At 40.6% G+C, this 22,061-nt stretch carries 22 protein-coding genes; 5 read left to right on the top strand and 17 right to left on the bottom strand.

Translation table 11 applies throughout. From position 1 onward, the window contains the following. On the bottom strand, window positions 1-1,116 hold the full coding sequence (pdhA, locus tag ABTV07_RS07225; RefSeq protein WP_433749324.1) for a pyruvate dehydrogenase (acetyl-transferring) E1 component subunit alpha: 1,116 nt from the start codon (window positions 1,114-1,116) through the stop codon (window positions 1-3). Between the two features lie 520 nt (window positions 1,117-1,636). Beyond that, window positions 1,637-2,290 (bottom strand): YkyA family protein, encoded by a 654-nt coding sequence (locus ABTV07_RS07220; RefSeq protein ID WP_433749322.1) that lies wholly within the window; start codon window positions 2,288-2,290, stop codon window positions 1,637-1,639. 184 nt (window positions 2,291-2,474) lie between these two features. On the opposite strand from ABTV07_RS07220, the gene def reads away from it, so the two are divergent. Continuing rightward, window positions 2,475-3,029 (top strand): peptide deformylase, encoded by a 555-nt coding sequence (gene def, locus ABTV07_RS07215; protein WP_433749319.1) that lies wholly within the window; start codon window positions 2,475-2,477, stop codon window positions 3,027-3,029. Window positions 3,030-3,251: 222 nt separating this feature from the next. On the opposite strand, the gene ABTV07_RS07210 is transcribed toward def, so the two are convergent. Beyond that, window positions 3,252-4,025, bottom strand: a complete 774-nt coding sequence (locus tag ABTV07_RS07210; protein ID WP_433749316.1) for a Cof-type HAD-IIB family hydrolase — start codon at window positions 4,023-4,025, stop codon at window positions 3,252-3,254. A gap of 545 nt (window positions 4,026-4,570) precedes the next feature. Between ABTV07_RS07210 and ABTV07_RS07205 the strand changes: the two genes are divergently transcribed. Both ABTV07_RS07205 and rnjA read left to right on the top strand, forming a co-directional pair. Continuing rightward, a complete protein-coding gene (locus ABTV07_RS07205) occupies window positions 4,571-4,780 on the top strand; it encodes a DNA-dependent RNA polymerase subunit epsilon (RefSeq protein WP_433749313.1) in 210 nt (69 codons plus the stop codon). 7 nt (window positions 4,781-4,787) lie between these two features. Continuing rightward, complete coding sequence (gene rnjA, locus ABTV07_RS07200) at window positions 4,788-6,455, top strand: ribonuclease J1 (RefSeq protein ID WP_433749310.1); 1,668 nt, start codon at window positions 4,788-4,790, stop codon at window positions 6,453-6,455. Window positions 6,456-6,935: 480 nt separating this feature from the next. Here the strand turns inward: rnjA and ABTV07_RS07195 are convergent, their stop codons facing one another. The 6 genes from ABTV07_RS07195 to ABTV07_RS07170 form a co-directional block, all read right to left on the bottom strand. After that, window positions 6,936-7,601 carry a potassium channel family protein gene (locus tag ABTV07_RS07195; RefSeq protein WP_114743842.1) on the bottom strand — a complete coding sequence of 222 codons (666 nt, stop codon included), beginning with the start codon at window positions 7,599-7,601 and terminating at the stop codon, window positions 6,936-6,938. Between the two features lie 174 nt (window positions 7,602-7,775). Further along, the gene (locus ABTV07_RS07190; protein ID WP_433749306.1) at window positions 7,776-8,660 is read right to left on the bottom strand and encodes a DUF4349 domain-containing protein; all 885 of its coding nucleotides are present in this window, start codon (window positions 8,658-8,660) and stop codon (window positions 7,776-7,778) included. Between the two features lie 113 nt (window positions 8,661-8,773). Then, window positions 8,774-10,609, bottom strand: coding sequence for an ABC transporter ATP-binding protein (locus ABTV07_RS07185; protein WP_433749303.1), 1,836 nt, complete (start codon window positions 10,607-10,609; stop codon window positions 8,774-8,776). A gap of 10 nt (window positions 10,610-10,619) precedes the next feature. Then, a complete protein-coding gene (locus ABTV07_RS07180) occupies window positions 10,620-12,374 on the bottom strand; it encodes an ABC transporter ATP-binding protein (RefSeq protein ID WP_433749300.1) in 1,755 nt (584 codons plus the stop codon). A 189-nt stretch (window positions 12,375-12,563) separates the two neighbouring features. Continuing rightward, window positions 12,564-13,019 carry a TlpA disulfide reductase family protein gene (locus ABTV07_RS07175; protein WP_433749293.1) on the bottom strand — a complete coding sequence of 152 codons (456 nt, stop codon included), beginning with the start codon at window positions 13,017-13,019 and terminating at the stop codon, window positions 12,564-12,566. A gap of 87 nt (window positions 13,020-13,106) precedes the next feature. Further along, window positions 13,107-13,655 (bottom strand): peroxiredoxin, encoded by a 549-nt coding sequence (locus ABTV07_RS07170; protein WP_433749290.1) that lies wholly within the window; start codon window positions 13,653-13,655, stop codon window positions 13,107-13,109. A 359-nt stretch (window positions 13,656-14,014) separates the two neighbouring features. On the opposite strand from ABTV07_RS07170, the gene ABTV07_RS07165 reads away from it, so the two are divergent. Then, window positions 14,015-14,887 carry a mechanosensitive ion channel family protein gene (locus ABTV07_RS07165; RefSeq protein WP_433749287.1) on the top strand — a complete coding sequence of 291 codons (873 nt, stop codon included), beginning with the start codon at window positions 14,015-14,017 and terminating at the stop codon, window positions 14,885-14,887. A gap of 42 nt (window positions 14,888-14,929) precedes the next feature. On the opposite strand, the gene ABTV07_RS07160 is transcribed toward ABTV07_RS07165, so the two are convergent. From ABTV07_RS07160 to ABTV07_RS07135, 6 genes are all read right to left on the bottom strand, one after another. Further along, window positions 14,930-16,051, bottom strand: coding sequence for an N-acetyldiaminopimelate deacetylase (locus tag ABTV07_RS07160; protein WP_433749285.1), 1,122 nt, complete (start codon window positions 16,049-16,051; stop codon window positions 14,930-14,932). 58 nt (window positions 16,052-16,109) lie between these two features. Continuing rightward, a complete protein-coding gene (gene dapD, locus ABTV07_RS07155) occupies window positions 16,110-16,820 on the bottom strand; it encodes a 2,3,4,5-tetrahydropyridine-2,6-dicarboxylate N-acetyltransferase (protein ID WP_433749282.1) in 711 nt (236 codons plus the stop codon). Between the two features lie 73 nt (window positions 16,821-16,893). Next, window positions 16,894-17,781, bottom strand: a complete 888-nt coding sequence (locus ABTV07_RS07150) for a LysR family transcriptional regulator (protein ID WP_433749279.1) — start codon at window positions 17,779-17,781, stop codon at window positions 16,894-16,896. Between the two features lie 95 nt (window positions 17,782-17,876). Next, on the bottom strand, window positions 17,877-19,397 hold the full coding sequence (locus tag ABTV07_RS07145; protein WP_433749276.1) for an MDR family MFS transporter: 1,521 nt from the start codon (window positions 19,395-19,397) through the stop codon (window positions 17,877-17,879). Between the two features lie 79 nt (window positions 19,398-19,476). Beyond that, the gene (gene cbpB / locus ABTV07_RS07140; protein WP_433749273.1) at window positions 19,477-19,923 is read right to left on the bottom strand and encodes a cyclic-di-AMP-binding protein CbpB; all 447 of its coding nucleotides are present in this window, start codon (window positions 19,921-19,923) and stop codon (window positions 19,477-19,479) included. A 207-nt stretch (window positions 19,924-20,130) separates the two neighbouring features. Continuing rightward, window positions 20,131-20,388, bottom strand: coding sequence for a YkuJ family protein (locus ABTV07_RS07135; RefSeq protein WP_433749270.1), 258 nt, complete (start codon window positions 20,386-20,388; stop codon window positions 20,131-20,133). A 284-nt stretch (window positions 20,389-20,672) separates the two neighbouring features. Here ABTV07_RS07135 and ABTV07_RS07130 point away from each other — a divergent pair, with 284 nt between their 5' ends. Beyond that, complete coding sequence (locus tag ABTV07_RS07130; RefSeq protein ID WP_433749267.1) at window positions 20,673-20,909, top strand: glutaredoxin family protein; 237 nt, start codon at window positions 20,673-20,675, stop codon at window positions 20,907-20,909. 37 nt (window positions 20,910-20,946) lie between these two features. Here ABTV07_RS07130 and ABTV07_RS07125 read toward each other — a convergent pair whose 3' ends face one another. Beyond that, entirely contained in the window at window positions 20,947-21,558 is a 612-nt protein-coding gene (locus ABTV07_RS07125; protein WP_433749264.1) for a DUF3993 domain-containing protein, read from the bottom strand. Between the two features lie 209 nt (window positions 21,559-21,767). Continuing rightward, window positions 21,768-22,007 carry a hypothetical protein gene (locus ABTV07_RS07120; protein ID WP_433749261.1) on the bottom strand — a complete coding sequence of 80 codons (240 nt, stop codon included), beginning with the start codon at window positions 22,005-22,007 and terminating at the stop codon, window positions 21,768-21,770. Between the last annotated feature and the right edge of the window lie 54 nt (window positions 22,008-22,061).

Here is a 22,061-nt window from a genome sequence, read left to right as displayed (position 1 = left end):
TTACTTCGACTCCTTTTCTTTATAGATTTCAAACTGCTCTTTCAAGTTGTACGGCATTTCTTCGTACATGATATTCATCAAGTCTGTAACTTTTTGTTTTGGAGCAGCATCTGCTTTTTTGATTCCTTCTTTGATATCTTCTTTCGCTTGTTCGATCACTTCATTTTCTTTCTCTTCATTCCATAGACCTTTTTCTTCTAGGAATTTACGGAAACGAACCAATGGATCTTTCTTTTCCCACTCAGTATCAAGTTCAGAGGAACGGTAGCGAGTCGGGTCATCACCAGCCATTGTATGTGGTCCGTAACGATAGCATAATGTTTCGATCAATGATGGGCCTTCGCCATTCAATGCGCGCTCACGAGCATCTTTGACTGCAGCGTAAACAGCTAATGGATCCATACCGTCTACAAGGATTCCCGGGATACCTGCTGCCACACCTTTTTGTGCGATTGTTTTACCGGCAGTCTGCTTGTCGCGCGGTGTAGAAATCGCGAATTGGTTGTTTTGTACGACGAAGATTGCTGGAGCTTTATAAGCACCTGCAAAGTTGATTCCTTCATAGAAGTCACCTTGGGATGAACCGCCGTCTCCTGTATATGTGATGGCAACTGCTTTTTTGCCGCGCTTTTTAAGACCAAGCGCTACACCGGCAGTTTGGATATATTGAGCGCCAATGATGATTTGTGGAGCAAGAGCATTTACGCCTTCAGGCATTTGGTTTCCTTGGAAATGTCCGCGGGAGAACAAGAATGCTTGATAAAGCGGCAGTCCGTGCCATACAATTTGAGGCACATCACGATAGCCTGGAAGAATCCAGTCTTCTTTTTCCAAAGCAAAATGTGAAGCGATTTGAGAAGCTTCCTGTCCTGCTGTTGGTGCATAGAAACCTAGTCTTCCTTGACGGTTTAGAGAGATTGAACGTTGATCCAAAATACGCGTATATACCATACGGCGCATTAATTCCTGTAATTGATCATCAGATAATTCCGGCATTGCTGCTTCATTTACGACCTTGCCTTCTTCATTCAAGATCTGGAGCATCTCAAATTGATCTTCAATCATTTCGAGCGTTTTTTTCGCATCGAATTGTGTCTTCTTAGTTTTAGAAGCCATTGAAGTCACCTTTCCTTTCCCTTATAAAAATAAATTCTTATTACATACAAACGTAGGATGCCCAATTTTCAATAGACTACCACACCTATACATACAGGTATTAAAAAAGTCCACATACTCATTGTTTTCCACATTCTTCTGCAATAAAACGTTTTAAACAAAGAATATTTCTCTCAAAGAAACTGTATCAATCAAATCACTATTTACGATTAATACAACTCTTCATCTCCACGAATTAGTTTACACCATAAAAAAAGACGAAGTCAATCAGAAAACACCACAAATATAATACTTTTCTAGAAAAACATTTTCAAAAACTAATTTGCTATAAATCATCTGTATCAGTCGTACGGGATACTCTGTACTATAAAAATCAAAACAATGTTCATCTGTTATACAGTACCTGAAGGAGAAGCAGTTCTTTAAACAAAAATTCATACTAACAAAAAAACCACAGCTTCATTGGCTGTGGCACATCTGATTTAAAATTAGTAATCTATAATGCATTTATCACCTGCTGTCATTGGTTGATATTGATTCCTGCAATTTTATAAAACTGAAGCTTTGCTGTATTGTATTCATCCGTTTTTTGATTAAAATAATCATTATCCGCATATATTTTCTTATATATATCGTTGATTTTATTGATCTGTTCCTCCAGATCCTCCAAAGTGACGTCTTTATTTTTGAGTAGATTGTATAATTGTTCATCGAGATTGAGCCCTAAAGAATAATCCTTATATAGTGATTCATGTGCTTCATACCGTTTTTCCATCAAAGAAATTAATTGAGCGGCTTTCTTCTTAGCATCTTTATCAGTAAGGCGGTCTACTTTTTCTTTTACCGTTTCAAAATTTTGTCTGGATTCATCCATGGACCGCTGCTCTTTCAAGAGCCTTGTCCGCCTGTTCTTTAAATTTTCGAGAGCTTTATCGGCCAGATCCGTAATCTGGTCATACTGTTTGACTCCCAGCCCCATTATTTCGTCAAATATCTTTTTTTCTTTTGTTTCCATCTCAGTCATCGGCTCTTGTTGATCTTGAAATTCTTTTTCATCTTTCACTGTATTTTCAAGGATTTGATATATTTCCTCTGCAGCTGACGGGCGATTCATACACCCCGAAAGAACCAATGTCACTGCCGCGGCCAAGATGAGCCATCGCATTGATAACATATAGCTTCCCCCTTACTAAGTACATTTTACTATAATCCATCTTCTCTATGTTCTCTATTCTATGAGAATGATCCATCTAATATGACTTTGCTTCTGATAGCAAAATATCGATAGACGAGAGTTAACTTTCCAACAATCATTTGATAGACTATTGATTATGGTATGTATATTAGGAGGAAAATGTATGATTACTATGAAGGATATTATTCGCGAAGGTCATCCTACTTTAAGACAAGTGGCTGAAGAAGTAGCCATGCCGCCTTCCGCAGAAGATAAGGAAATTTTAAAAAGCCTGCTGGAATATATAAAAAACAGCCAGGATCCTCAAATTTCACAGCAATATGGCTTGAGAAACGGTGTAGGACTGGCTGCTCCTCAAATCAATGTCCCTAAGAGGATGATTGCTGTCCATACTAAGGATACGAATGGGGATGTATACAGCTACGCTTTATTTAATCCGAAAATCGCAAGCCATTCTGTTGAAAAGGCCTATCTGACTTCAGGGGAAGGCTGTCTATCCGTCGATAGAGCCGTACCCGGGTATGTTCCCCGCTATGCCAGGATAACGGTAAAAGCTTTCGATATCGACGGAAATCCTGTTAAGCTAAGACTTAAAGGTTTTCCCGCCATCGTTTTCCAGCATGAAATCGACCATTTGAACGGAGTCATGTTTTACGATTATATAAGCGACAAGGATCCGTTCAAAGAACCTGAAGGAGCAACGCCAATCGAGAGATAAGAAAAGCGGAAGCGCCTTGATCAGCCCCGACCAGCATAAGACGGAACTCGAAGGAAATCCTGATTTCCGTAGAGGTACGGCTTATGACTCGAGGGGCTAGGCGCTGGAGCTGGATCAAGAAAAGCGGAAGCGCCTTAATCAAGAAAAACGCTGGATCTCAACAGATAAAAAACGCATCGGGCGCCCGATGCGTTTTTCTTGTTTCCTTTTCTCAATATCCTTTTAAAGCAATCCCAATTTCACAAGTGCTTTCTCGAGGCCATCCTCTGCGACATCATCCGTTACCATGTCTGCAAACTCCTTCAAAGCTGGATGTGCGTTCCCCATAGCTACTCCAGTCCCAGCAGCTTCAAGCATTTCAACATCATTAAGCCCGTCCCCAAAAGCATAAATATCTTTAATATCAAACCCCAGCCTATTGATCATCTGTTTGATCCCCTCTGCCTTAGATCCACCTTTAGGAAGGATATCCACAGAATAATCGTGCCATCTGATTAATTTAAATTGATCAAACTCATCTCGATAATAATTATCTTCAGGGTCTGCACAGAATAGCAGGCTCTGATAGATCTCTTTATCCAAGTAAAATTGAGGGTCAAATGATGGGTGGTTGAATTTCAAACTGCCCATACTCTCTTCTATCATGGAATGCTTTTCTATATTGGCTTTCATCGTCTCATCTGTTAAAAATACCAAGGGATGATTCCGTTCAGTTGAATGCTGCACCAGCGTCTTTAGATCTTCCGTTTGCAGAGGATTTTTATAAATCACTTCATTTTCGAAGACAACAAATTGTCCATTAAAGCTGACATAAGAATCAATCTCCAGCTCCTCGCGAAGTGATTCGAACATAAAAGGAGCTCTTCCAGTGGCAATTGCCACATAGACCCCATTTTCCTTCAAATGGCGAACTGCTTTCTTTGCTGATGATGGTAAATTTTTATTATGATCAAGCAATGTACCATCTATATCAAAAAACACCATCTTTTTATTCATAGATGCCAATCTCCTTCTCTAAAATCTCAACTCACTTTGAATACCCTATCGATATTAAAGATTATTGTCAAACGGGATGCCTTACGCAATTGCCAGCAATATCCATGAAAGCATTTTTGAAACTTTCATATACTAAATATTAATAAATATATCAGATCGTTTTGAAAGGCACCTTTTCCTTTTGACAAGAATCGATTAAAATAGAAGTAAGGAGTGAGAAATTATGCTAAAAAGACTCCGCAGGAAACTGCTGAAGCAGTGGAAAGATCTACTCAGAAAGAAAACAATAGCTTAAACAGTAAATTGATAGCCTTCCATTGGAGGGCTTATTCTTTATTGTTAGATTTAAAACCCGGACTTAATGGATACAATAAATCTGTAAAAACTGATTCAATCACATCATTTTTGGCTATACAAAAAGAGTGGATTCTACGGAATCAAACGTCCTGATAAATTCTTTATAGGGAAAATACATGAAAAAGTTGTTAACTTTTTATATAATAGAACAAGTTACATTTTTGATTACGGAGTAAGGAGAGAAAAAAATGATTTTTAAAGTGTTTTATCAAGACAACAAAACTGAAGTTCCAGTAAGGGAAAAAACATCTGCTATGTATGTTCAAGCTGATGCAGAACGTGACGTGCGCCTAAAATTAAAGGATCGTTCTATCAACATTGAATTCATCCAAAAAGTAGATGAAGCTCACCACGAGTATGAAAAACAAAATGAAGATTTTAAAGTATTGGAGATATGATTAGTATATGAAATTTGTAAAAAATGACCAAACAGCTGTTTTCGCCCTCGGCGGATTAGGCGAAATCGGAAAAAATACTTATGGCGTACAATTCCAGGATGAAATTATCTTGATCGATGCTGGAATCAAATTCCCGGAAGACGAATTGCTCGGCATTGACTATGTCATTCCTGACTACACTTACCTTGCAAAAAATATCGATAAAATCAAAGGATTGTTTGTCACTCATGGACATGAAGACCATATCGGCGGCATCCCCTACCTTCTCCGGGAAGTAAATATCCCGATTTATGGAGGAAAGCTTGCCCTCGGACTTATCAAGAACAAATTGGAAGAACATGGCCTATTGAGACAGACTCAGCTTCACGAAATCAAAGAGGATGATGTGATTAAATTCAGGAAGACTTCCGTTACTTTCTTCCGAACCACCCACAGTATTCCAGATTCCTATGGAATTGTTGTCAAGACTCCTCCAGGAAACATTGTTCATACGGGTGATTTTAAATTTGACTTCACACCGGTTGGTGAGCCTGCCAACTTAACAAAAATGGCTGAAATCGGAAAAGAAGGCGTTCTCTGCCTATTATCTGACAGCACCAACAGTGAAGTGCCAAACTTTACGATGTCAGAAAGAAGAGTTGGGGAAAGTATACAGGACATTTTCCGAAAAGTTGACGGGCGTGTGATCTTTGCCACTTTCGCCTCCAACATTCATCGTCTGCAGCAAGTTGTAGAAGCTGCTGTATCCCACGGACGCAAGGTTGCAGTATTTGGCCGCAGCATGGAAGCAGCCATCCGTATTGGTCATGAACTTGGCTATATCAACTGCCCTAAGGATACGTTTATCGAAGCGAATCAAATTAACCGCCTTCCTGCCAATAGAGTGACCATCCTCTGTACAGGAAGCCAGGGAGAACCTATGGCTGCGTTGTCCCGCATTGCAAACGGTACGCATAGACAAATTCAAATACAGCCTGGTGATACGGTAGTGTTTTCTTCATCCCCTATCCCTGGGAACACAATCAGCGTAAATAGAACGATCAACATGCTGTTTAAAGCTGGAGCAGAAGTGATTCATGGTTCCTTAAATGATATTCATACTTCTGGACACGGCGGACAGGAAGAGCAGAAACTTATGCTCCGCCTCATGAAGCCTAAGTTCTTCATGCCGATCCACGGTGAATTCAGAATGCAGAAAATGCATGCGAGACATGCTGTAGACTGTGGTGTCGCAGAGGAAAACTGCTTCATCATGGATAACGGTGAAGTCCTTGCATTAAGCGATGACTCCGCAATGGTTGCAGGTAAAATTCCGTCAGGATCTGTTTATATTGATGGAAGCGGCATCGGCGACATCGGGAATATCGTCCTGCGCGACCGCCGAATCCTTTCAGAAGAAGGGCTTGTCATCGTCGTGGTCAGCATCAATATGAATGACTTCAGGATTGCTGCAGGGCCGGATATCATTTCCCGCGGTTTTGTCTATATGAGGGAATCAGGCGATTTAATCAATGAAGCCCAAAAATTGATCAATAACCATTTAAATAAAGTGATGGAACGCAAGACATCCCAGTGGTCAGAAATCAAAAATGAAATCACTGACACACTTGCTCCATTCCTTTATGAAAAAACAAAGCGCCGCCCAATGATCCTTCCGATCATCATGGAAGTGTAATAAATAAGAATGACAAAAGACCGAACCCTTGTGGATTCGGTCTTTTTTATTACTATTAAATTACATAGCTTGCAAGGCGCTTCCGCTTTTCTTTGTCCAGCTCCACCGGCTAGAGGCTGGGAGGTTTCCTTCAGCACACTTACGATAAGTCAACATCGGTTCACTTCGTTCACCGTGTTTCCTTTATCTCGTTGTGCTTCAGTCCAACCTCGGCGCCTCTGGACAGCCGGCTCCGCTTTTCTACTTGTCCAGCTTCAGCGCCTAGCCCCTTGAGTCATAAGCCGCACCTCTACGGAAATCAGGATTTCCTTCGAGTTTCGTCTTATGCTGGTCGGGGCTGACCAAGGCGCTTCCGCTTTTCTATTTGTCCAGCTCCTGCGCCTAGCCCCTCGAGTCATAAGCCGCACCTCTACGGAAATCAGGATTTCCTTCGAGTTTCGTTTTATGCTGGTCGGGGCTGACCAAGGCGCTTCCGCTTTTCTACGACGACATCATTTTCTTTTCGAACTGATTGATATCTGTATCTGCCCCGATGACGATCAGTATGTCGTCTTGATGGATTACTTCATTGGCCTGCGGTGATACAATAATATCATTTTCCCGTTTAATCGCAACGATATTCAAGCCGTATTTCGCACGAACATCTAAATCCACAAGTGACTTGCCAGCGAGCAGCGGATTATTAGCCGCAATCTCAACGATGCTGTGTTCATCGGAAAGCTCCAAATAATCCAATACACTATTAGAAATGATATTATGGGCAATACGCCTTCCCATATCTCTTTCTGGATGAACGACATGATCGGCCCCAATTTTGCGCAGCACTTTTTCATGGTAGTCATTTTGAGCTTTAACCGTGATATTGTTCACTCCGATTTCCTTCAGCATCAATGTTGTCAGGATGCTGGATTGGATATCGTCACCGATTGCAACGATGACATGGTCAAAATTACGGATGCCCAAGCTTTTTAACGTTACTTCTTCAGTCGTATCCGCCACAACTGCATGGGAAGCTATGGAAGCAAACTCATTGACGCGGTCTTCATCTTGATCTATTGCCATGACTTCCATACCCTGCTCAGATAACGCACGGCAGATACTGCCTCCAAAACGTCCTAATCCGATTACAACAAATTCTTTTTTCACAACTACGCCTCCACACTAAGCAGATATTTCCTATACATTGTAGCATAAGGTCTACATTTGGGAAAATTTCTTTATACCCTTTACATAATCTGCATCAAGCAGAAACAGCCTCATCAACAAGAGCAGTGATGGAATCAACAGGAGCGACAAAGCAAACATCAGCCAAAGCTGCTTTTATGCCCTTCCTTTATTTCTTTTAATATATCTGATGATCGGGATGAAAATCAGCGCCAGGATAATAATGTATAAGATATTTCCTATAATAAATATCAACAATGAGGAAATGATGGAGATCAATGAGTTTACACTTGCTACAAATTCTTTTTTTGTTTTTAGCCAAATGCCCGCTTGGTCCTTCTCAATTTCGCCTACTTTAATTTTGTTTTCACGAATGGATACCGTAATCGTCGCTAAACTTGATTGATTTTCTAAATATTTTCTGCGCCCTTCTATACTTTCTATTTCTTCCTGGACTCTTGCAAGGTCATCCGAAATTTTCAGTAGATCCTCCGTTTTTTGAGCATTTTCCATGAAACTCAACAATCTTTTTTCTACTGTCTTTTTAGCCTTCAGCCTTGATTCCAAATCGACATATTCTTCTGTTACATCTTCACCGGCAACATTTCTTTCAAGCACCTTAGCTGAAGCCCCTTCAGAGAATTCAAGAAACTCTTGAAATCTTTCTTGAGGAATCCGAAAGACTACTTCACCTGCTTTATTCTCCTCATCTGTATGATAGGAGTTAGATCTGACAATATATCCCCCCATAGATGAAGCTTTCTTTTCAAGGGATTGGAGCAATTTTTCATAATTGTCCGCTTCGACAGATAGATTAGCTGTATAAATCACTTTTCTATCCCTTACTCCTGTTTTGGGGGTGCCGCTCTCTTCCTTTTTATCCGATGAATCTGCGGTTGAAAATCCTTTTTGTTTACTTTGGTTCATCAATTCCTTTTTTCCCGAATCTGACTTGCTCTCCATTTTGTCATGGCTTCCACTGCAGGCTGTCATACTGAAGACAATAATCATACTGACCAGAAAATATGCGATTTTTTTCATTTAAACCTCCTGTTTTCCTTTAAACATATGACGAACGTTAAAGTAATCAGGTTACCAAGAACAAAAAAATTCCCCTGTAAGAAGTACGGGGGAATCTCTTAAGCAATACTGATTTATATCGCTTCAAGCATATTAAATTGTGCTTTGACCAGGTGATAATATTCACCCTTTAAATTCATCAGCTGATCATGGCTGCCTTCTTCTATAATATTTCCGTGGTCAAGGACAAATATTTTATCAGCTTCCCTGATTGTGGAAAGGCGATGGGCAATAATGATTGCCGTCCTATCCTTGAGCAGGATTTTCAGCGCCTTCTGAATCTGCACTTCCGTTTCAGTATCAATGCTTGCTGTCGCCTCATCAAGAATGATGATGCTTGGATCTGCTAATAAAGCTCTCGCAAATGAAAGCAGCTGTCTTTCTCCAACGGATAGTATATTTCCTCGTTCCTCTACTTCAGTATCATATCCTTTTGGTAGATTTTGAATGAATTGATGCGCACCGATTGCTTCTGCAGCCCTCTGGACTTCTTCATCTGAAGCATCCGGTCTTCCGAATTTGATATTTTCTTTGATCGTACCGGAGAAAATAAAGGTATCCTGCAAGACAACGCTGATTTTTTCCCTCACGCTTCTTAAGGAGACATCCCTTAAATCATGTCCATCAATCTTCACACTTCCTGAAGTGGGGTCATAGAACCGACTGATCAAATTGGCGATAGTCGTTTTCCCTGATCCTGTATGGCCAACCAGAGCAACTGTCTCCCCTGCCTTCATCTCAAGGTTGATCCCTTTTAGCGCTTTTCGTTTATCATCATATGAAAATTCCACATTTTCGAATTCAATGCGCCCTTTCATTTCATGAATTTCCACTGCTGATTTTTTCTCAGACACGATTGGCTTTTCATCGAGAAACTCAAATATCCTTTCTGAAGAAGCCATACCCATCAATAATTGGTTGTACACCTGGCCGAGCCTTGAAATCGGCTCCCAGAACATGCCTAGGTAAAAAGCGAATGAGACAAATTCACCTAATGTCAGCGAATTGGAATCCGTTTGAATCAAATGGGCTCCGAACCATATCAGCACCGCTGTCCCAACAGCATTCGTCAGTTCCACCAATGGACGGAACATGGCATTCTTTTGTGTAGCGTTCTTCCAGGCAAGATAGCTTTCTTGATTAATACCATTAAAAAACATTCTATTTCCATTTTCCTGTGTAAAAGACTGTGTAATTCTGATGCCTTGGATGCTTTCATTTAAATGGGAGTTGATTTTCGATTGCTTCAGCCTGACATTCTGCCATGAGCGTCTAATATTTTTTCTCAGGCTGGTGGAAATGAAAAACATGATTGGCAGGATGACCATTACAGCTAATGTCAACTGCGGCGACAATGTGAAGAGGATGACAATGATGCCCGCCAATAACAGCATATCCATTAAAAGATTGATTACCCCATTCGTGAAAAGTTCCTGCAATGAGTTGATATCATTCATGATTCTCACCAGTATTGACCCCGCTGACCGCTGATCAAAGAATCGGTGAGACAAATGCTGTACATGCGTAAACAAATGCTTCCTTAAGTCATAGATGACACTCTGTCCCAGAATATTCATCCATTTAATCCTGAAATAGTTCGCGATATAGGACAAGATATACAGGCCTGCAATAATTGAAACAAGAATTCCTAAAAGTTTGCTGTCTTTATTCGTGATTGCCTTATCCAATACATAAACACCTATGATGGTAGGAATCATCAATCTGACGGCCGTAGAAATTAATACAGCGATGATTGAAGATGGCAGCAGGTTCTTGGAATATGGCTTTAAATAAGCCAGCAGCCTCAACATTTGAGCCCAGTTGAAGGGCTTTTCGATGATTTGATCCGTCGAATAATGGAATCGTTTCAACACATTTTGATTCGCTTCTGAATTTTTTAGTTCCTTCACTTTCTTCACCTCACCCTATTTGAGACTGCATGATATAGTTTCGATCTTTAAATTGAATGTCATAGATTCTCTGGTACGGTCCTCCGTTGCTTAAAAGGAAATCATGCTTGCCTCTTTCAACGATTTTTCCATTTTCAAGAACCAATATTTCATCTGCATGCTTCAATGAAGAGATGCGATGAGCAATGATAAAAGTTGTACGGCCTTTCATTACTTCTTTAAATGCTTTTTGAATCTTGAACTCGGTTTCCATGTCAACAGCACTGGTGGCATCATCCAATATTAGAATGCCCGGGTCGATGCAGATGGCACGAGCGATGGCAATCCTTTGCTTTTGACCGCCGGATAATCCCAAACCTCTTTCGCCAAGCATTGTGTCATAACCGTCAGGAAGCTCCATGATAAATTCATGAGCCTGGGCTCTCTTCGCTGCTTCAATGATTTCTTCCATTGTCGCTTCGGGCCGTCCGTATGAAATATTCGCCTTGATGGTTGAGGAAAAAAGGAACGACTCCTGCAGGACAAATCCAATATTTCTCCTTAGCGTATTCAGGCTATACTCATTTACCGGCACATGATCAACCAGAATCTCTCCATTGGTCGGCTCATAGAACCTTGTTATCAGCTGTGTAATGCTTGTTTTTCCTGAACCAGTAGCACCAATCAATCCTATGATTTTCCCGGGCTCAGCTTTAAATGTAATAGAGGACAATGCCTCCTGATCATCTTCTGTATAATTCAGATCTACATTTTTAAATTCTACATATCCTTCAATCCGATCTTTTTCTATTGCCCCATCCACGTCTTTGATCAATTCATCGGCTTCTAATATTTCTAAAAGACGCTCCCCGGAAGCTTTGGATTGGGAAAACATATTGATTACGAACCCAAGGTTCATGATCGGAAAGATGATGTATCCTACTAAACTATAAAAAGCTACAAGTTCTCCCGGCATCAAATCGCCATTGATGACCAAGTACCCGCCATATCCAAGCATCCCGATTACACATATATTCCCTAAGAACTCCATAAGCGGAAAATACTTTGCCCATATAATAGAAGTAAAGATGTATTTATCCTTATAATCATTATTTGAATGATTGAACTTTCCTATCTGGAATTCTTCCCTCGAAAGAGACTTGACTGTATTGATTCCACTGATATTTTCCTGGACATTCGTATTAAGTTTTCCAAATGACTGTCTGATGCTCCTAAAAGCCGGATGGACAGCTTTATCAAACTTGTATACCGCAATGGCCAAAAACGGCAAGGAAATGATTGTGACGAATGTCAGAGAGACGGAATAGTAAAACATGACGCTTAAGCTGATTCCGATTAATAGAACAAATCGAAGGAGTTCCGACATCCCAAAGGATAAAAAGAAGCGGAATCCTTCTACATCAGCGGTAAGCCTGGACATCAGATCACCGGTCTTTGCATTGTCGTAATATTTGAATGGCAGATACTGCAGCTTTTTATATAACTCATTTCGCAAATGATAGACGGAGGTTATCCCGAACAAATCACCTGTATATTGGTTGATAAAAGTAGCAGCACCTTTGATGATCATTACCCCAATGAAGCCGAGTGCCAGATAAGGGATCAACTGATAATTTCCTTTTAGAATGACATCATCAATCGTCACTTGCAGTATCATCGGATAGACAATCGTAATCCCTGTTACAAGCAGCAGGAATATCATCGATGTAATAAAATACTTCTTATGCGGCCAATAAAAGCCTTTTAATTTCTTAAATGTTTCCATTCTTTAAAACTCCCCCCTCTGTTGAAAACCAATGAACGTAATTACTAATATAACGAGAATCGAAATAAATTTCCAGTTATTTCTGTTAAATATTTTAAAAAATAATTCAAATCCCCCTATTCTGAAAATACTGTTCAAATGAAATAAAAAAGGCTGCCTATTATGCCGGGCAGCCTTGCAAATTCCTGATTATTCAGCTTTGTCCAACTCATCCAAAACACGATTCACACGTTTTTCCAGCATTTTCATACCGCTTCCGCCAGCTTGGAAATGACGAAGATTTCCATCTTTATCAAATACGTAATAAGCTGGGACATATTGATTTTCAAATGCCTCTGTCAGCTTATGCTCACTGTCCACAAAAATTGGCTGGGTGATGCCATGCTCACTCGCAACCTTTTTAATTTCATCGATGTTTAAATCATCCTCTGAACGAGGCATATGGACCGCTACAACGTTTAATTTTTCTTTATAGTCATCACGGAATTGATTCACTTGTGGCATCGCTTCTTTACAAAGATGGCAGCTGATGGACCAAAAATGAATCAATGTAGGCTTTTCGCCAACTAAGTCAGCTTTTGTCACTTCGCCGTTCAGCCATTCTGTTGCACCGTTTAATTCAGGCATTTGTTCTCTGAGCTTCATTATCGTTCCTCCTTATTTCAAAAGAGGCCTAACTACCAGTTAGGCCTCCAGCATTCAATATTGTATCTTGCTTAGTTATCCGATTAATTATGCGTTTAAAGTTTTTTGGCCTGGCTTCCAGTTAGCTGGGCAAAGTCCGCCAGTTTGAAGTGCTTGAAGTACACGAAGAGTTTCATCAACGTCGCGCCCGATGTTATTGTGGTTTACCACTTGATACATCATTTCGCCTTCAGGGCTGATGATGAATAGTCCGCGAAGAGCTACCCCTTCTTCCTCGATAAGTACACCGTACTCACGGGAAATTTCATGATTAGTGTCAGCAGCTAATGGATAGTTTAGATCTCCAAGGCCGTTGTCTTTACGGTCTGTTTTGATCCATGCCAAGTGAGTGTGGATTGTATCTGTAGATACACCGATTACTTCTGCATCAAGATCTTCGAACTCGTCATAGCGGTCAGACAATGCAGTGATTTCAGTTGGACATACAAATGTAAAGTCCATTGGATAGAAGAATAGAACTGTCCATTTGTCGTTTTTCATATTTTCTTCCAAGCTTACTTTACCAAATTCTTTGTTTGCCAATACAGCATCCATTTCAAAGCGTGGTGCTTGTTTACCTACCATGCGTTCAGCCATTAGAAAATCCCTCCAAAAGTTATATTATTGAGAAAATCAACTTCGCATTCTCAATTAATTCCAAATCAACATTTAAAATTATAGTACAGGCCGTGTCCCGAGTCAACATCTCATTATAATTAATTTAATTAAAAAATAATTATTCTTTATCTTGAAACAGTGCCACTGTAATGGTTTTCCCAAAACAGGTTCATGCTAAACGGGCTTCATAAAAAATGACGGGATCCTGTTTGGGCCATTTGAACTTTAATTAAAATTAGTTTATCATTTCTCATTTAGGGAATAAACTAAAATGCTTCCTCATCTTTATAGGAGCAGCTTACATTTACTCCTTAAAGTCTCTAGAAAGGATGATCATATTGGAACTTCTCTTCTCTTTCAATCAACTAGGAGAAAAAATCACCCATTATAATTGGGCTGCTTTATTTGTAAAGCTCGGCATCATCTTTGTGAAACTGATTGCGATCTACATTGTTTATTTAATTGTGAAGGCATTTGGAAACAAAGTGATCACAACTGGCTTCACTCAGTATAAAAACCGCAACAACGTTTCTGAGTCAAGGGCACATACACTGGAAAGCTTGACAAAAAATATTTTTTCCTACATATTGATTTTCGTTTTTTTCGTCACGGTACTTCAAGTCTTCAACATCCAGGTCACCGCTATATTAGCCGGTGCGGGGATTGTCGGCCTGGCTATCGGCTTTGGAGCACAGGGCCTTGTCAGCGACTTTGTAACAGGCTTTTTCATCCTTCTTGAAAGGCAGGTTGAAGTCGGGGATTATGTGACTACAGGAAGCTTTTCGGGGATTGTCGAAAATGTGGGGATCCGAACCACTCACATCCGTGGGTTTGATGGAACCCTCCACTTTGTACCGAATCGTGAAATTACAAGTCTGAGCAATCACAGCAGAGGGAACATGCGGGCTCTCGTCGATATCGGGATTTCCTATGAAGATGATATTGATAAAGCGATTACGGTGCTCCAGGAGCTTTGCGATAATATCGCAGCTGAAGATCCTAATATCGTGGATGGACCGAATGTACTTGGTGTACAGAGTCTGGGTTCTTCAGATGTAGTGCTTAGAATAATTGCCAAGACAGCAAATGGCGAACAATGGGGTGTTGAACGCAAGCTTAGAAAAGCAATTAAAGAATCCCTTGATGCAAATGGAATCGATATCCCATATCCTCATCAAGTAAACGTTGAAAAAAATAATAAAAGCCAATAATAAAAAGCTGCCGGTTGTATTTCCGGCAGCTTTCTCATTTTATCATTCAAGGTGCTCGATGTATCCCGTGACAACATCGATGGCAACAGGAATGACTGATTCATCAGGAGTAAGTTTTGCATGATGCAAACCGTAGTCAGAACCTGCACCAAGCCAGAACATAAAGCCCGGGATTTCTTTTAACATATAGCCGAAGTCTTCTCCTGTCATCGCTTCTTTGCATTCAAACAGGTTGACATCCTGTCTTCCTTTGAGGAATGCCGTGAAATCAGCTGTTATTTCCTCATGGTTATATACTTGATGATACATGCTTCCATAATCGATGGACGCATGACATTCAAATCCTGCTTCAATCCCCTTCACCAGGGCTTCAATCCGCTGTTTCACAGAAGCCATCGACTCTTCAGAAAATGTTCTGATCGTCCCTTCAAGCCTAGCTTGTTCTGCAATGATATTTTGAACAGTGCCTCCTGTAATCTTCCCTACCGTTACTACAGCGCTATCCAAAGGGTTTACGTTGCGTGAGACTATGGTTTGAAGCTGAGTGACCAGGTGGGAAGCGGCAACAACCATATCCTTCGTTTGATGCGGATATGCAGCGTGTCCGCCTTTCCCTATTAAATCAATGAATAATTCCGATGTATTGGCAAAAAGGAGGCCTTCTTTGACCGCTATAGTCCCCGGTGGATATTCAGGGGCAATATGAAGGGCAAAAATCATATCCGGCTTCCATTCCTGCATTTCAGGACTTTGAATCATTGGAAGTGCTCCCCCCGGCCCTTCTTCGGCGGGCTGGAAAATAAAAAGGAGGTCATCATTGATGGGATTTCTCACAAAATGGCTCAAGACGCCTAGTGCAATGCTCATATGAAAATCATGCCCGCATGCATGCATTTTCCCTTGATGTTCAGATGAAAATGGCAGTCCTGTCTTTTCCTCAATTGGAAGTCCATCTATATCCGTACGGTATCCAATCACTTTGCCCGGGTTCTTCCCATGTATCTTGACAAAGAAGCCGGTCTTCCATTTTTTTATTTCTATTCTTTCATTAGGAAGAGACTCCAGATAATCAAGTAAATATGCTTGCGTCTTGAACTCTTGATAGCCAAGCTCAGGAATACGGTGTAAATCTCTTCGAACAGCAATAAAAGGATTGAGTGTCATTATTATTTTCTCCTATAAAGAAAGGACAGATCCACTTTATGGACCTGACCTTCTTTTTTTATAATTGGCGAAGTTCTTGTTTGATTTCGGTTTTTGATTTTGTTTTATCATCGATTTTCTTGATGACTCTTGCAGGTGTACCAGCTACAACAGTATATGGAGGGACATCGTCCACAACAACTGCTCCTGCTGCAACCACCGATCCTTTTCCTACAGTAACACCTTCTAATACAACTGCATTGGCTCCTACTACTACGTCATCTTCAATGATAACGGGTTTGGCAGAAGGCGGCTCAATGACACCTGCAAGGACTGCACCGGCACCAATATGGCAGTTCTTCCCGACTGTTGCACGTCCACCAAGGACAACGTTCATATCGATCATTGTGCCTTCACCGACAACTGAACCGATATTGATGACAGATCCCATCATGATTACAGCATTATCACCGATTTCCACTTGATCGCGGATAATAGCACCAGGCTCAATGCGGGCCTTGATATTTTTCAAATCAAGCATTGGGATGGCAGAGTTTCTGCGATCGTTTTCAATGACATAGTCTTCGATTTTCTCTTTATTGGCAGAAAGTGCCTCTGAGATCTCAGCCCACTCCCCGAACACCACACCTGATTGTCCTGTTATGAATGTCTGTGAATTCTTTCCGAAGTCCAGCCCTTCCAGGTTCCCTTTCACATACACCTTTACCGGTGTGGATTTTTTACTATTCTGTATAAAAGAAATAATCTCATTTGCATCCATCATTTTCATAAAAACTGTATTCCTCCTTGTTTGCTGTACTTTCTGAACATACTTTATCAAACAACTCCATTTTACACAAGAATTAAAAGGCGGTTGGATTTGATTGTAAATATTCTTGAATAACTTCAGTGAATGCCTGCACCTGTTTCAGCTGAAACGCCGATTCATAGCCCAGCAGCCACGTATCCCTTTTCAGCGCAGAATCATGGTCATCCATTAATGGAACCTTATAAATATCTGTATCCTCATCATTCAAGGTGATAGCCGGCAAAATCGCATATCCGATCCCGTTGATGGTCATTTGTTTACACGTTTCAATCTGGTCAACCACTATTGTCCTTTTTGGGGTCGTTTGAAAATGGCGATGCCACCAATCCTGAATTTCCTGATAATAGTTGGAATCGCTTTTAAATTGGATGAACGGACGGTCTGTTTTAAGGACATCTTCAATATCCCTGATTTCCCTATCAACCAAGTATAAACTGTCTTTAAACAAGTGAAGCTTAGGCCCTTTCCAATCAGGCGTTCCCCTTATGATACCGATATGGACCTCATCATCATACAATGCTTTGATGATTTCGCTGCTCCACCCGGTAATGAGTGAAATTTTTGCATGGGGATATTTCTCAACGAAACGTTTCAATACTTTTGGAAGCCAATTCTGACCCACGATAGAGGCACAGGCAATTTTTAATGTACCATGCACATGGGTTTCAAGCGACTGCATTTCTTCCTTTACTTGTTCTTCCTTTTCGATGACTTCCTGGGCAAACTTAACAACGAGCTCCCCTGAAGGTGTCAATGATAAACCTTTTTGCGACCGGATGAAGATCTTTGTTCCCCAATCTTTCTCAATGTTTTGCAGACGCTGCGATAACGCCGGTTGTGAAACGAACAGCCTTTCAGCAGCTTTCCTCATATTCATTTCCTGTGCCAGGACAGTCAACAGCTGATATTCAGAAAATGTCATGCCGCACCTCATTCAATAAGTTTTGCTTATATTATATATCCATTTTATTGTGATTTCATTTATAACCTATAAAAAGAATGCCTCAATGGGCATTCTTAATTCGCTTCTCTCCTGCGGTCCTTAGGCAGGAAGAGTATAAATATTAAACTGAGGACGGCAAATATCAGCACAGCCCAATACACAATATGAAGGGCATGCGTCAAGCTGTTTTGCAGCAGCTCCTTTACCCCGGTGCCAAGTTTGCTTCTTTCAGATGCATTCAACAGCTGATTGGTAGAATCAACATTCAGCTGATCTGTCTTATCTGAATTGTGCGCTGTCAGATAATCAAGGATATTCTTATTTAAAATTCCTCCCAGTAGCGCAGCACCGACCGTATTTCCCAAGTTTCGCATGAACATATTGGATGCCGTCGCAATTCCTCTCTTCTCCCAGGATACCGTGCTTTGTATGGAAACAATGAACGCTGTGGATGTCAGCCCCATGCCGATTCCGACGAAGAATGAGCCGAAAGCAGCCCATATCGGACCAGCAGCAGGTGTCATAAGAACAAACAATACACCACCGACAATCAATGACACTCCCCCAATCAAGGAAGTTGCCCTGTACCCGATTTTAATCAGCAGCCTTCCTGAAATAGTGGAGGCGATAGGCCAGCCGATGGACATCGCAGTCAAGGTGAAGCCTGCCACTGTCGCTGATTTTTCCATGACCCCCTGGACAAAGGCAGGCAAGAAGCTGGATAGCCCGATAAGCATGACTCCGGTTGTCAATGAAACGATATTGGCAATCAAAATGGACCGATTTTTCCAAATATCAAATGGCATGACAGGATTTACAGCCCTCAGTTCCTGCCATATGAAGGCAAGAAGTGCAACTACTGCGAGAGTCGACAAGGCAATGACTTTACCTGAAGCCCATGGCCAATGGACGCCTCCCTCAACGAGAATAATCATTAAAGAAGACAGAAGAAGTGTAAGCATGCCTGCCCCTCCATAATCAATCGAAGGTTTCTTAGATGAGATATTTTCCTTTAGGAAAAACGCCAAACCGATAATCGATAAAATCCCTAAAGGTACGTTGATCCAAAAAACATATCTCCAATCGACATATTGAACTAAAAACCCGCCGATTGCAGGGCCCATAATGGCAGAAATCCCCCACACACTGGATAAATACCCTTGGATTTTAGCCCTTTCCTCCGGCGAATAAATATCACCTACGATCGTCGTCGCAATCGGCATGACAGCCCCCGCTCCAAGTCCCTGGATCAGACGGAAAACTATGAGCATTTTCATATCAGGAGAAAATCCGCATAATACCGAACCAATCAGAAAAAGTATGATGCCAAAAGTAATGACAGGCTTCCTTCCGAAAATATCGGATAATTTCCCGTAGATTAAAACCGAGATGGAATTCATCAATAAATACGCAGAAAACACCCAGCTATATAGCGAGAAACCGCCAAGGTCACTGACGATTGCCGGCATTGCGGTAGAGACGATCGTGGCTTCGATTGCCCCCATAAACATCGCAAGCATGACAGATGCCAACACAAGCGGTCTCTTTGTCTTCCGCTTAGCATCCCTATTTTTTTTATATGTTGCAGCTTCCATTTTCCAAATCCCCTACCATTCACCATTAAAATGCCAGGCATCCGGTTTTCACGCCGACTGCCTGGCTCAAATTATCATCTTATAAGTGATTCAGACGATTGACATATCCCCTTAGCTGTTTCAGCATGGTCCTTCGAGTAAAGATACCTTCAAAGACTCCATCTTCGTCCTCAACGCAAAGAAAGTTATTATCAACCAGCAGATCCATAGCTTTCTTGAAGTTTTCACCTAATCGGATACGTGGAAAATCAGACATCATCACTTCTTCGACCCTTTTATTTTCCAGTTTTTCATATTCGATTTTTTCGAGTCCTAAAATTGATTCTGTAATTAAAGCAGAATTTAGCAGTCCGTGCAATTTATATTGTGGATCGAGAACAGGTACTGCAGAATATCCACTTTTCGTCAAAAGCAATAATGCGTGTTCAAGATTATTCCCCATCTGAACATGAGCAACTTTCTCAGACGGGATAATATGTTCGTCAATTTTTGTTTCTAAAAACTCTTTGCTTTGAACTGAAATCATATTAACTCCCTCGTTTTGAATAGACATAGATTCACCATCATTGTAGCACAAATAAATATCCAATGCTTTACACGCATCCCCGCTTCACTGAACATAGGAATACAAAGGATTGATGGCAATTACTTTCATTCCCTCTTTTACACATTCAAAACCCTTTTGAAGGAATGCAGGAATTCCACAGAACAAAAAAGACCCCGGAGCGGGATCTTATTTGGATGGATCTCTTTCTTCCTGCAATAAATCAAAGATTTCAATTGCAGCGATATCCATGTCATCAAACTGATATTTATTAGCTTTAGAATCTTTATCGTAAACTTCGAGTTCAAAAGCACCTGTAGAAGGAAAATATTTCACTTGGCAAAGTGTCTTTCCGTTCATTTCAAAAAGTCTTTGCTGTACTTCACCATTTTCGTTTGTTTCCTGCATCGTTTTTAGTCGTTGAATGATTCCTAGTAATTGAGACATATTAAATCCCCTTTCCATCTTCTCTATAATGTATGATTTACGGAAACGCCCATTCTATCCGTCAACATTATAAGCTATTTCTGATTAAAATGGGCATATCAGAAATAGAATTTATTTTCTTCATTTCATTTTCAAAAAACAAAACTCATTTAAAAACTTTATCACACTTTGAAAAGAAAATCACTTAGAAAGAATTTACTAAATACTCACTTTGACAGATTTCTAAAAATAAGCGACACTATGAAAAGCGTTCTATGAATTTTTTAAAGAAAGAGGAAATTGAATTGAAACAAGTCATTGTCTATTCACAGCCGGAATGCCCTCCTTGTGAGATCGTGAAATTATTCCTCAAGGAACATTCCATCCCTTTTGAAGATAAGAACATAAAAAAAGATCCCAAGGCGAAAAAAGAATTGATCAATAAATACAAAGCATTTTCCACACCGGTCACTGTAATCGATGGAGAAGCAGTATTAGGATTCGATCTCGAGAAAATCTCTTCTCTTCTAGACATTAAATAAGGACCCATTAAATAATCCGGGTCCTTATTTCTGCGTATTAACCGAACAAATAAAATGCTTCCTTAAATGGATAGAAGGAAAATGAGGTTAAAAAATGTCCCATGAGAAGATTGGCAATCGGCCCGTCCTTCTTGGCCGTTTCCTTTTTAACTGCAATATCTTCTGGAGTGCCCATCCCGATATCATCGATTTTCCAGCCATCATCTGTTTGAATCCATCTAACCCATTGGTATCCATCTTCAAAAGATACCGGACCCTCTCCATCATCCACGAACTTTTCCATTACATAAATAGTACCCTGTGTGCTCTTGACTGCTTTCGTTTTCCCATCCTCATAAGAGAAAAACGGGATAAAATATTGAGCAAAGTCAGAGCCGAATGTCTGAAATCCATTATCGGTTTGAACGATATTTTCATTTATGAATTTGTCCATGAACCCATTAGTGAAATATGGCGCCAATACTTGCTTTACTGCATCCATAGACCGTTCTTTTTCGCTTAATGAAACTTGGGCATGAAATGCATCCTTTGTTTCTGAAATCATATCCATTCCAGTTTCAGATGCTTCCACAGGAACAGACACCGCTAATGCGATAAAAAGGAACGCCGCCGATAATAAAGCTCCCCTGCCGACCAATTTTAGAATCATGCTGTCCATCTCCTTTCGATCTCCCTATTGTCTGTCCTCATTGTAGCAAGTGAAAAGTGTCGATATACTGTCAATCGTTCGTAAAATTCCAACAATAATCTTTATATTATGACTTTACCCACCGAAACTTGCGGCATTCTGGTAAAAAAGACCTAAAAAAATAACCTCCGAATGAGGTTATTTTTTTGCATATAAGAGGAAGCTTATTATCAATACCTATGCTGAAAAGCTTCATATGCGACATATAGCAAAGCCAGACCAAGTACGATGATGTAGGTCAGGAAGATGGGGTTCCGTATGTAGGAATGTTCCTTGACAGCCCCGGATATTTTTGAATCCATTTCACCTTCCACTGCTTTTTGGCCTTTGGCAATAAATAAAGTGTAGATTAGGGCAAATGCCAAAATAGCCACGCAAACGATGGAAAGGATGATCATGTATATACTCATGAAAGCTCCATCCCTTCAGGAATTTTATTCTTACCATTCCCAAAAGGGAGATCT

The sequence above is a fragment of the Falsibacillus pallidus genome (assembly GCF_050990905.1).
GTDB classification, from domain to species: domain Bacteria; phylum Bacillota; class Bacilli; order Bacillales; family DSM-25281; genus Falsibacillus; species Falsibacillus pallidus_A.
Note: the sequence above shows the minus strand (reverse complement) of the source record. Positions and strands in the feature narration are given on the sequence as shown.

Bases quoted from the DNA above. Each gene is read 5' to 3' on its own strand.
- ABTV07_RS07170 (WP_433749290.1), bottom strand. From the start codon at position 13,655: ATGGCTGAACGCATGGTAGGTAAACAAGCACCACGCTTTGAAATGGAT.
- ABTV07_RS07150 (WP_433749279.1), bottom strand. From the start codon at position 17,781: ATGACATTTTCTGAATATCAGCTGTTGACTGTCCTGGCACAGGAAATG.
- rnjA (WP_433749310.1), top strand. From the start codon at position 4,788: ATGAAATTTGTAAAAAATGACCAAACAGCTGTTTTCGCCCTCGGCGGA.
- ABTV07_RS07175 (WP_433749293.1), bottom strand. From the start codon at position 13,019: ATGAAGCTCAGAGAACAAATGCCTGAATTAAACGGTGCAACAGAATGG.
- ABTV07_RS07125 (WP_433749264.1), bottom strand. From the start codon at position 21,558: ATGATTCTAAAATTGGTCGGCAGGGGAGCTTTATTATCGGCGGCGTTC.
- ABTV07_RS07145 (WP_433749276.1), bottom strand. From the start codon at position 19,397: ATGGAAGCTGCAACATATAAAAAAAATAGGGATGCTAAGCGGAAGACA.
- ABTV07_RS07210 (WP_433749316.1), bottom strand. From the start codon at position 4,025: ATGAATAAAAAGATGGTGTTTTTTGATATAGATGGTACATTGCTTGAT.
- dapD (WP_433749282.1), bottom strand. From the start codon at position 16,820: ATGAAAATGATGGATGCAAATGAGATTATTTCTTTTATACAGAATAGT.
- cbpB (WP_433749273.1), bottom strand. From the start codon at position 19,923: ATGATTTCAGTTCAAAGCAAAGAGTTTTTAGAAACAAAAATTGACGAA.
- def (WP_433749319.1), top strand. From the start codon at position 2,475: ATGATTACTATGAAGGATATTATTCGCGAAGGTCATCCTACTTTAAGA.
- ABTV07_RS07160 (WP_433749285.1), bottom strand. From the start codon at position 16,051: ATGACACTCAATCCTTTTATTGCTGTTCGAAGAGATTTACACCGTATT.
- ABTV07_RS07180 (WP_433749300.1), bottom strand. From the start codon at position 12,374: ATGGAAACATTTAAGAAATTAAAAGGCTTTTATTGGCCGCATAAGAAG.
- pdhA (WP_433749324.1), bottom strand. From the start codon at position 1,116: ATGGCTTCTAAAACTAAGAAGACACAATTCGATGCGAAAAAAACGCTC.
- ABTV07_RS07135 (WP_433749270.1), bottom strand. From the start codon at position 20,388: ATGTCTCAATTACTAGGAATCATTCAACGACTAAAAACGATGCAGGAA.
- ABTV07_RS07220 (WP_433749322.1), bottom strand. From the start codon at position 2,290: ATGTTATCAATGCGATGGCTCATCTTGGCCGCGGCAGTGACATTGGTT.
- ABTV07_RS07120 (WP_433749261.1), bottom strand. From the start codon at position 22,007: ATGAGTATATACATGATCATCCTTTCCATCGTTTGCGTGGCTATTTTG.
- ABTV07_RS07205 (WP_433749313.1), top strand. From the start codon at position 4,571: ATGATTTTTAAAGTGTTTTATCAAGACAACAAAACTGAAGTTCCAGTA.
- ABTV07_RS07190 (WP_433749306.1), bottom strand. From the start codon at position 8,660: ATGAAAAAAATCGCATATTTTCTGGTCAGTATGATTATTGTCTTCAGT.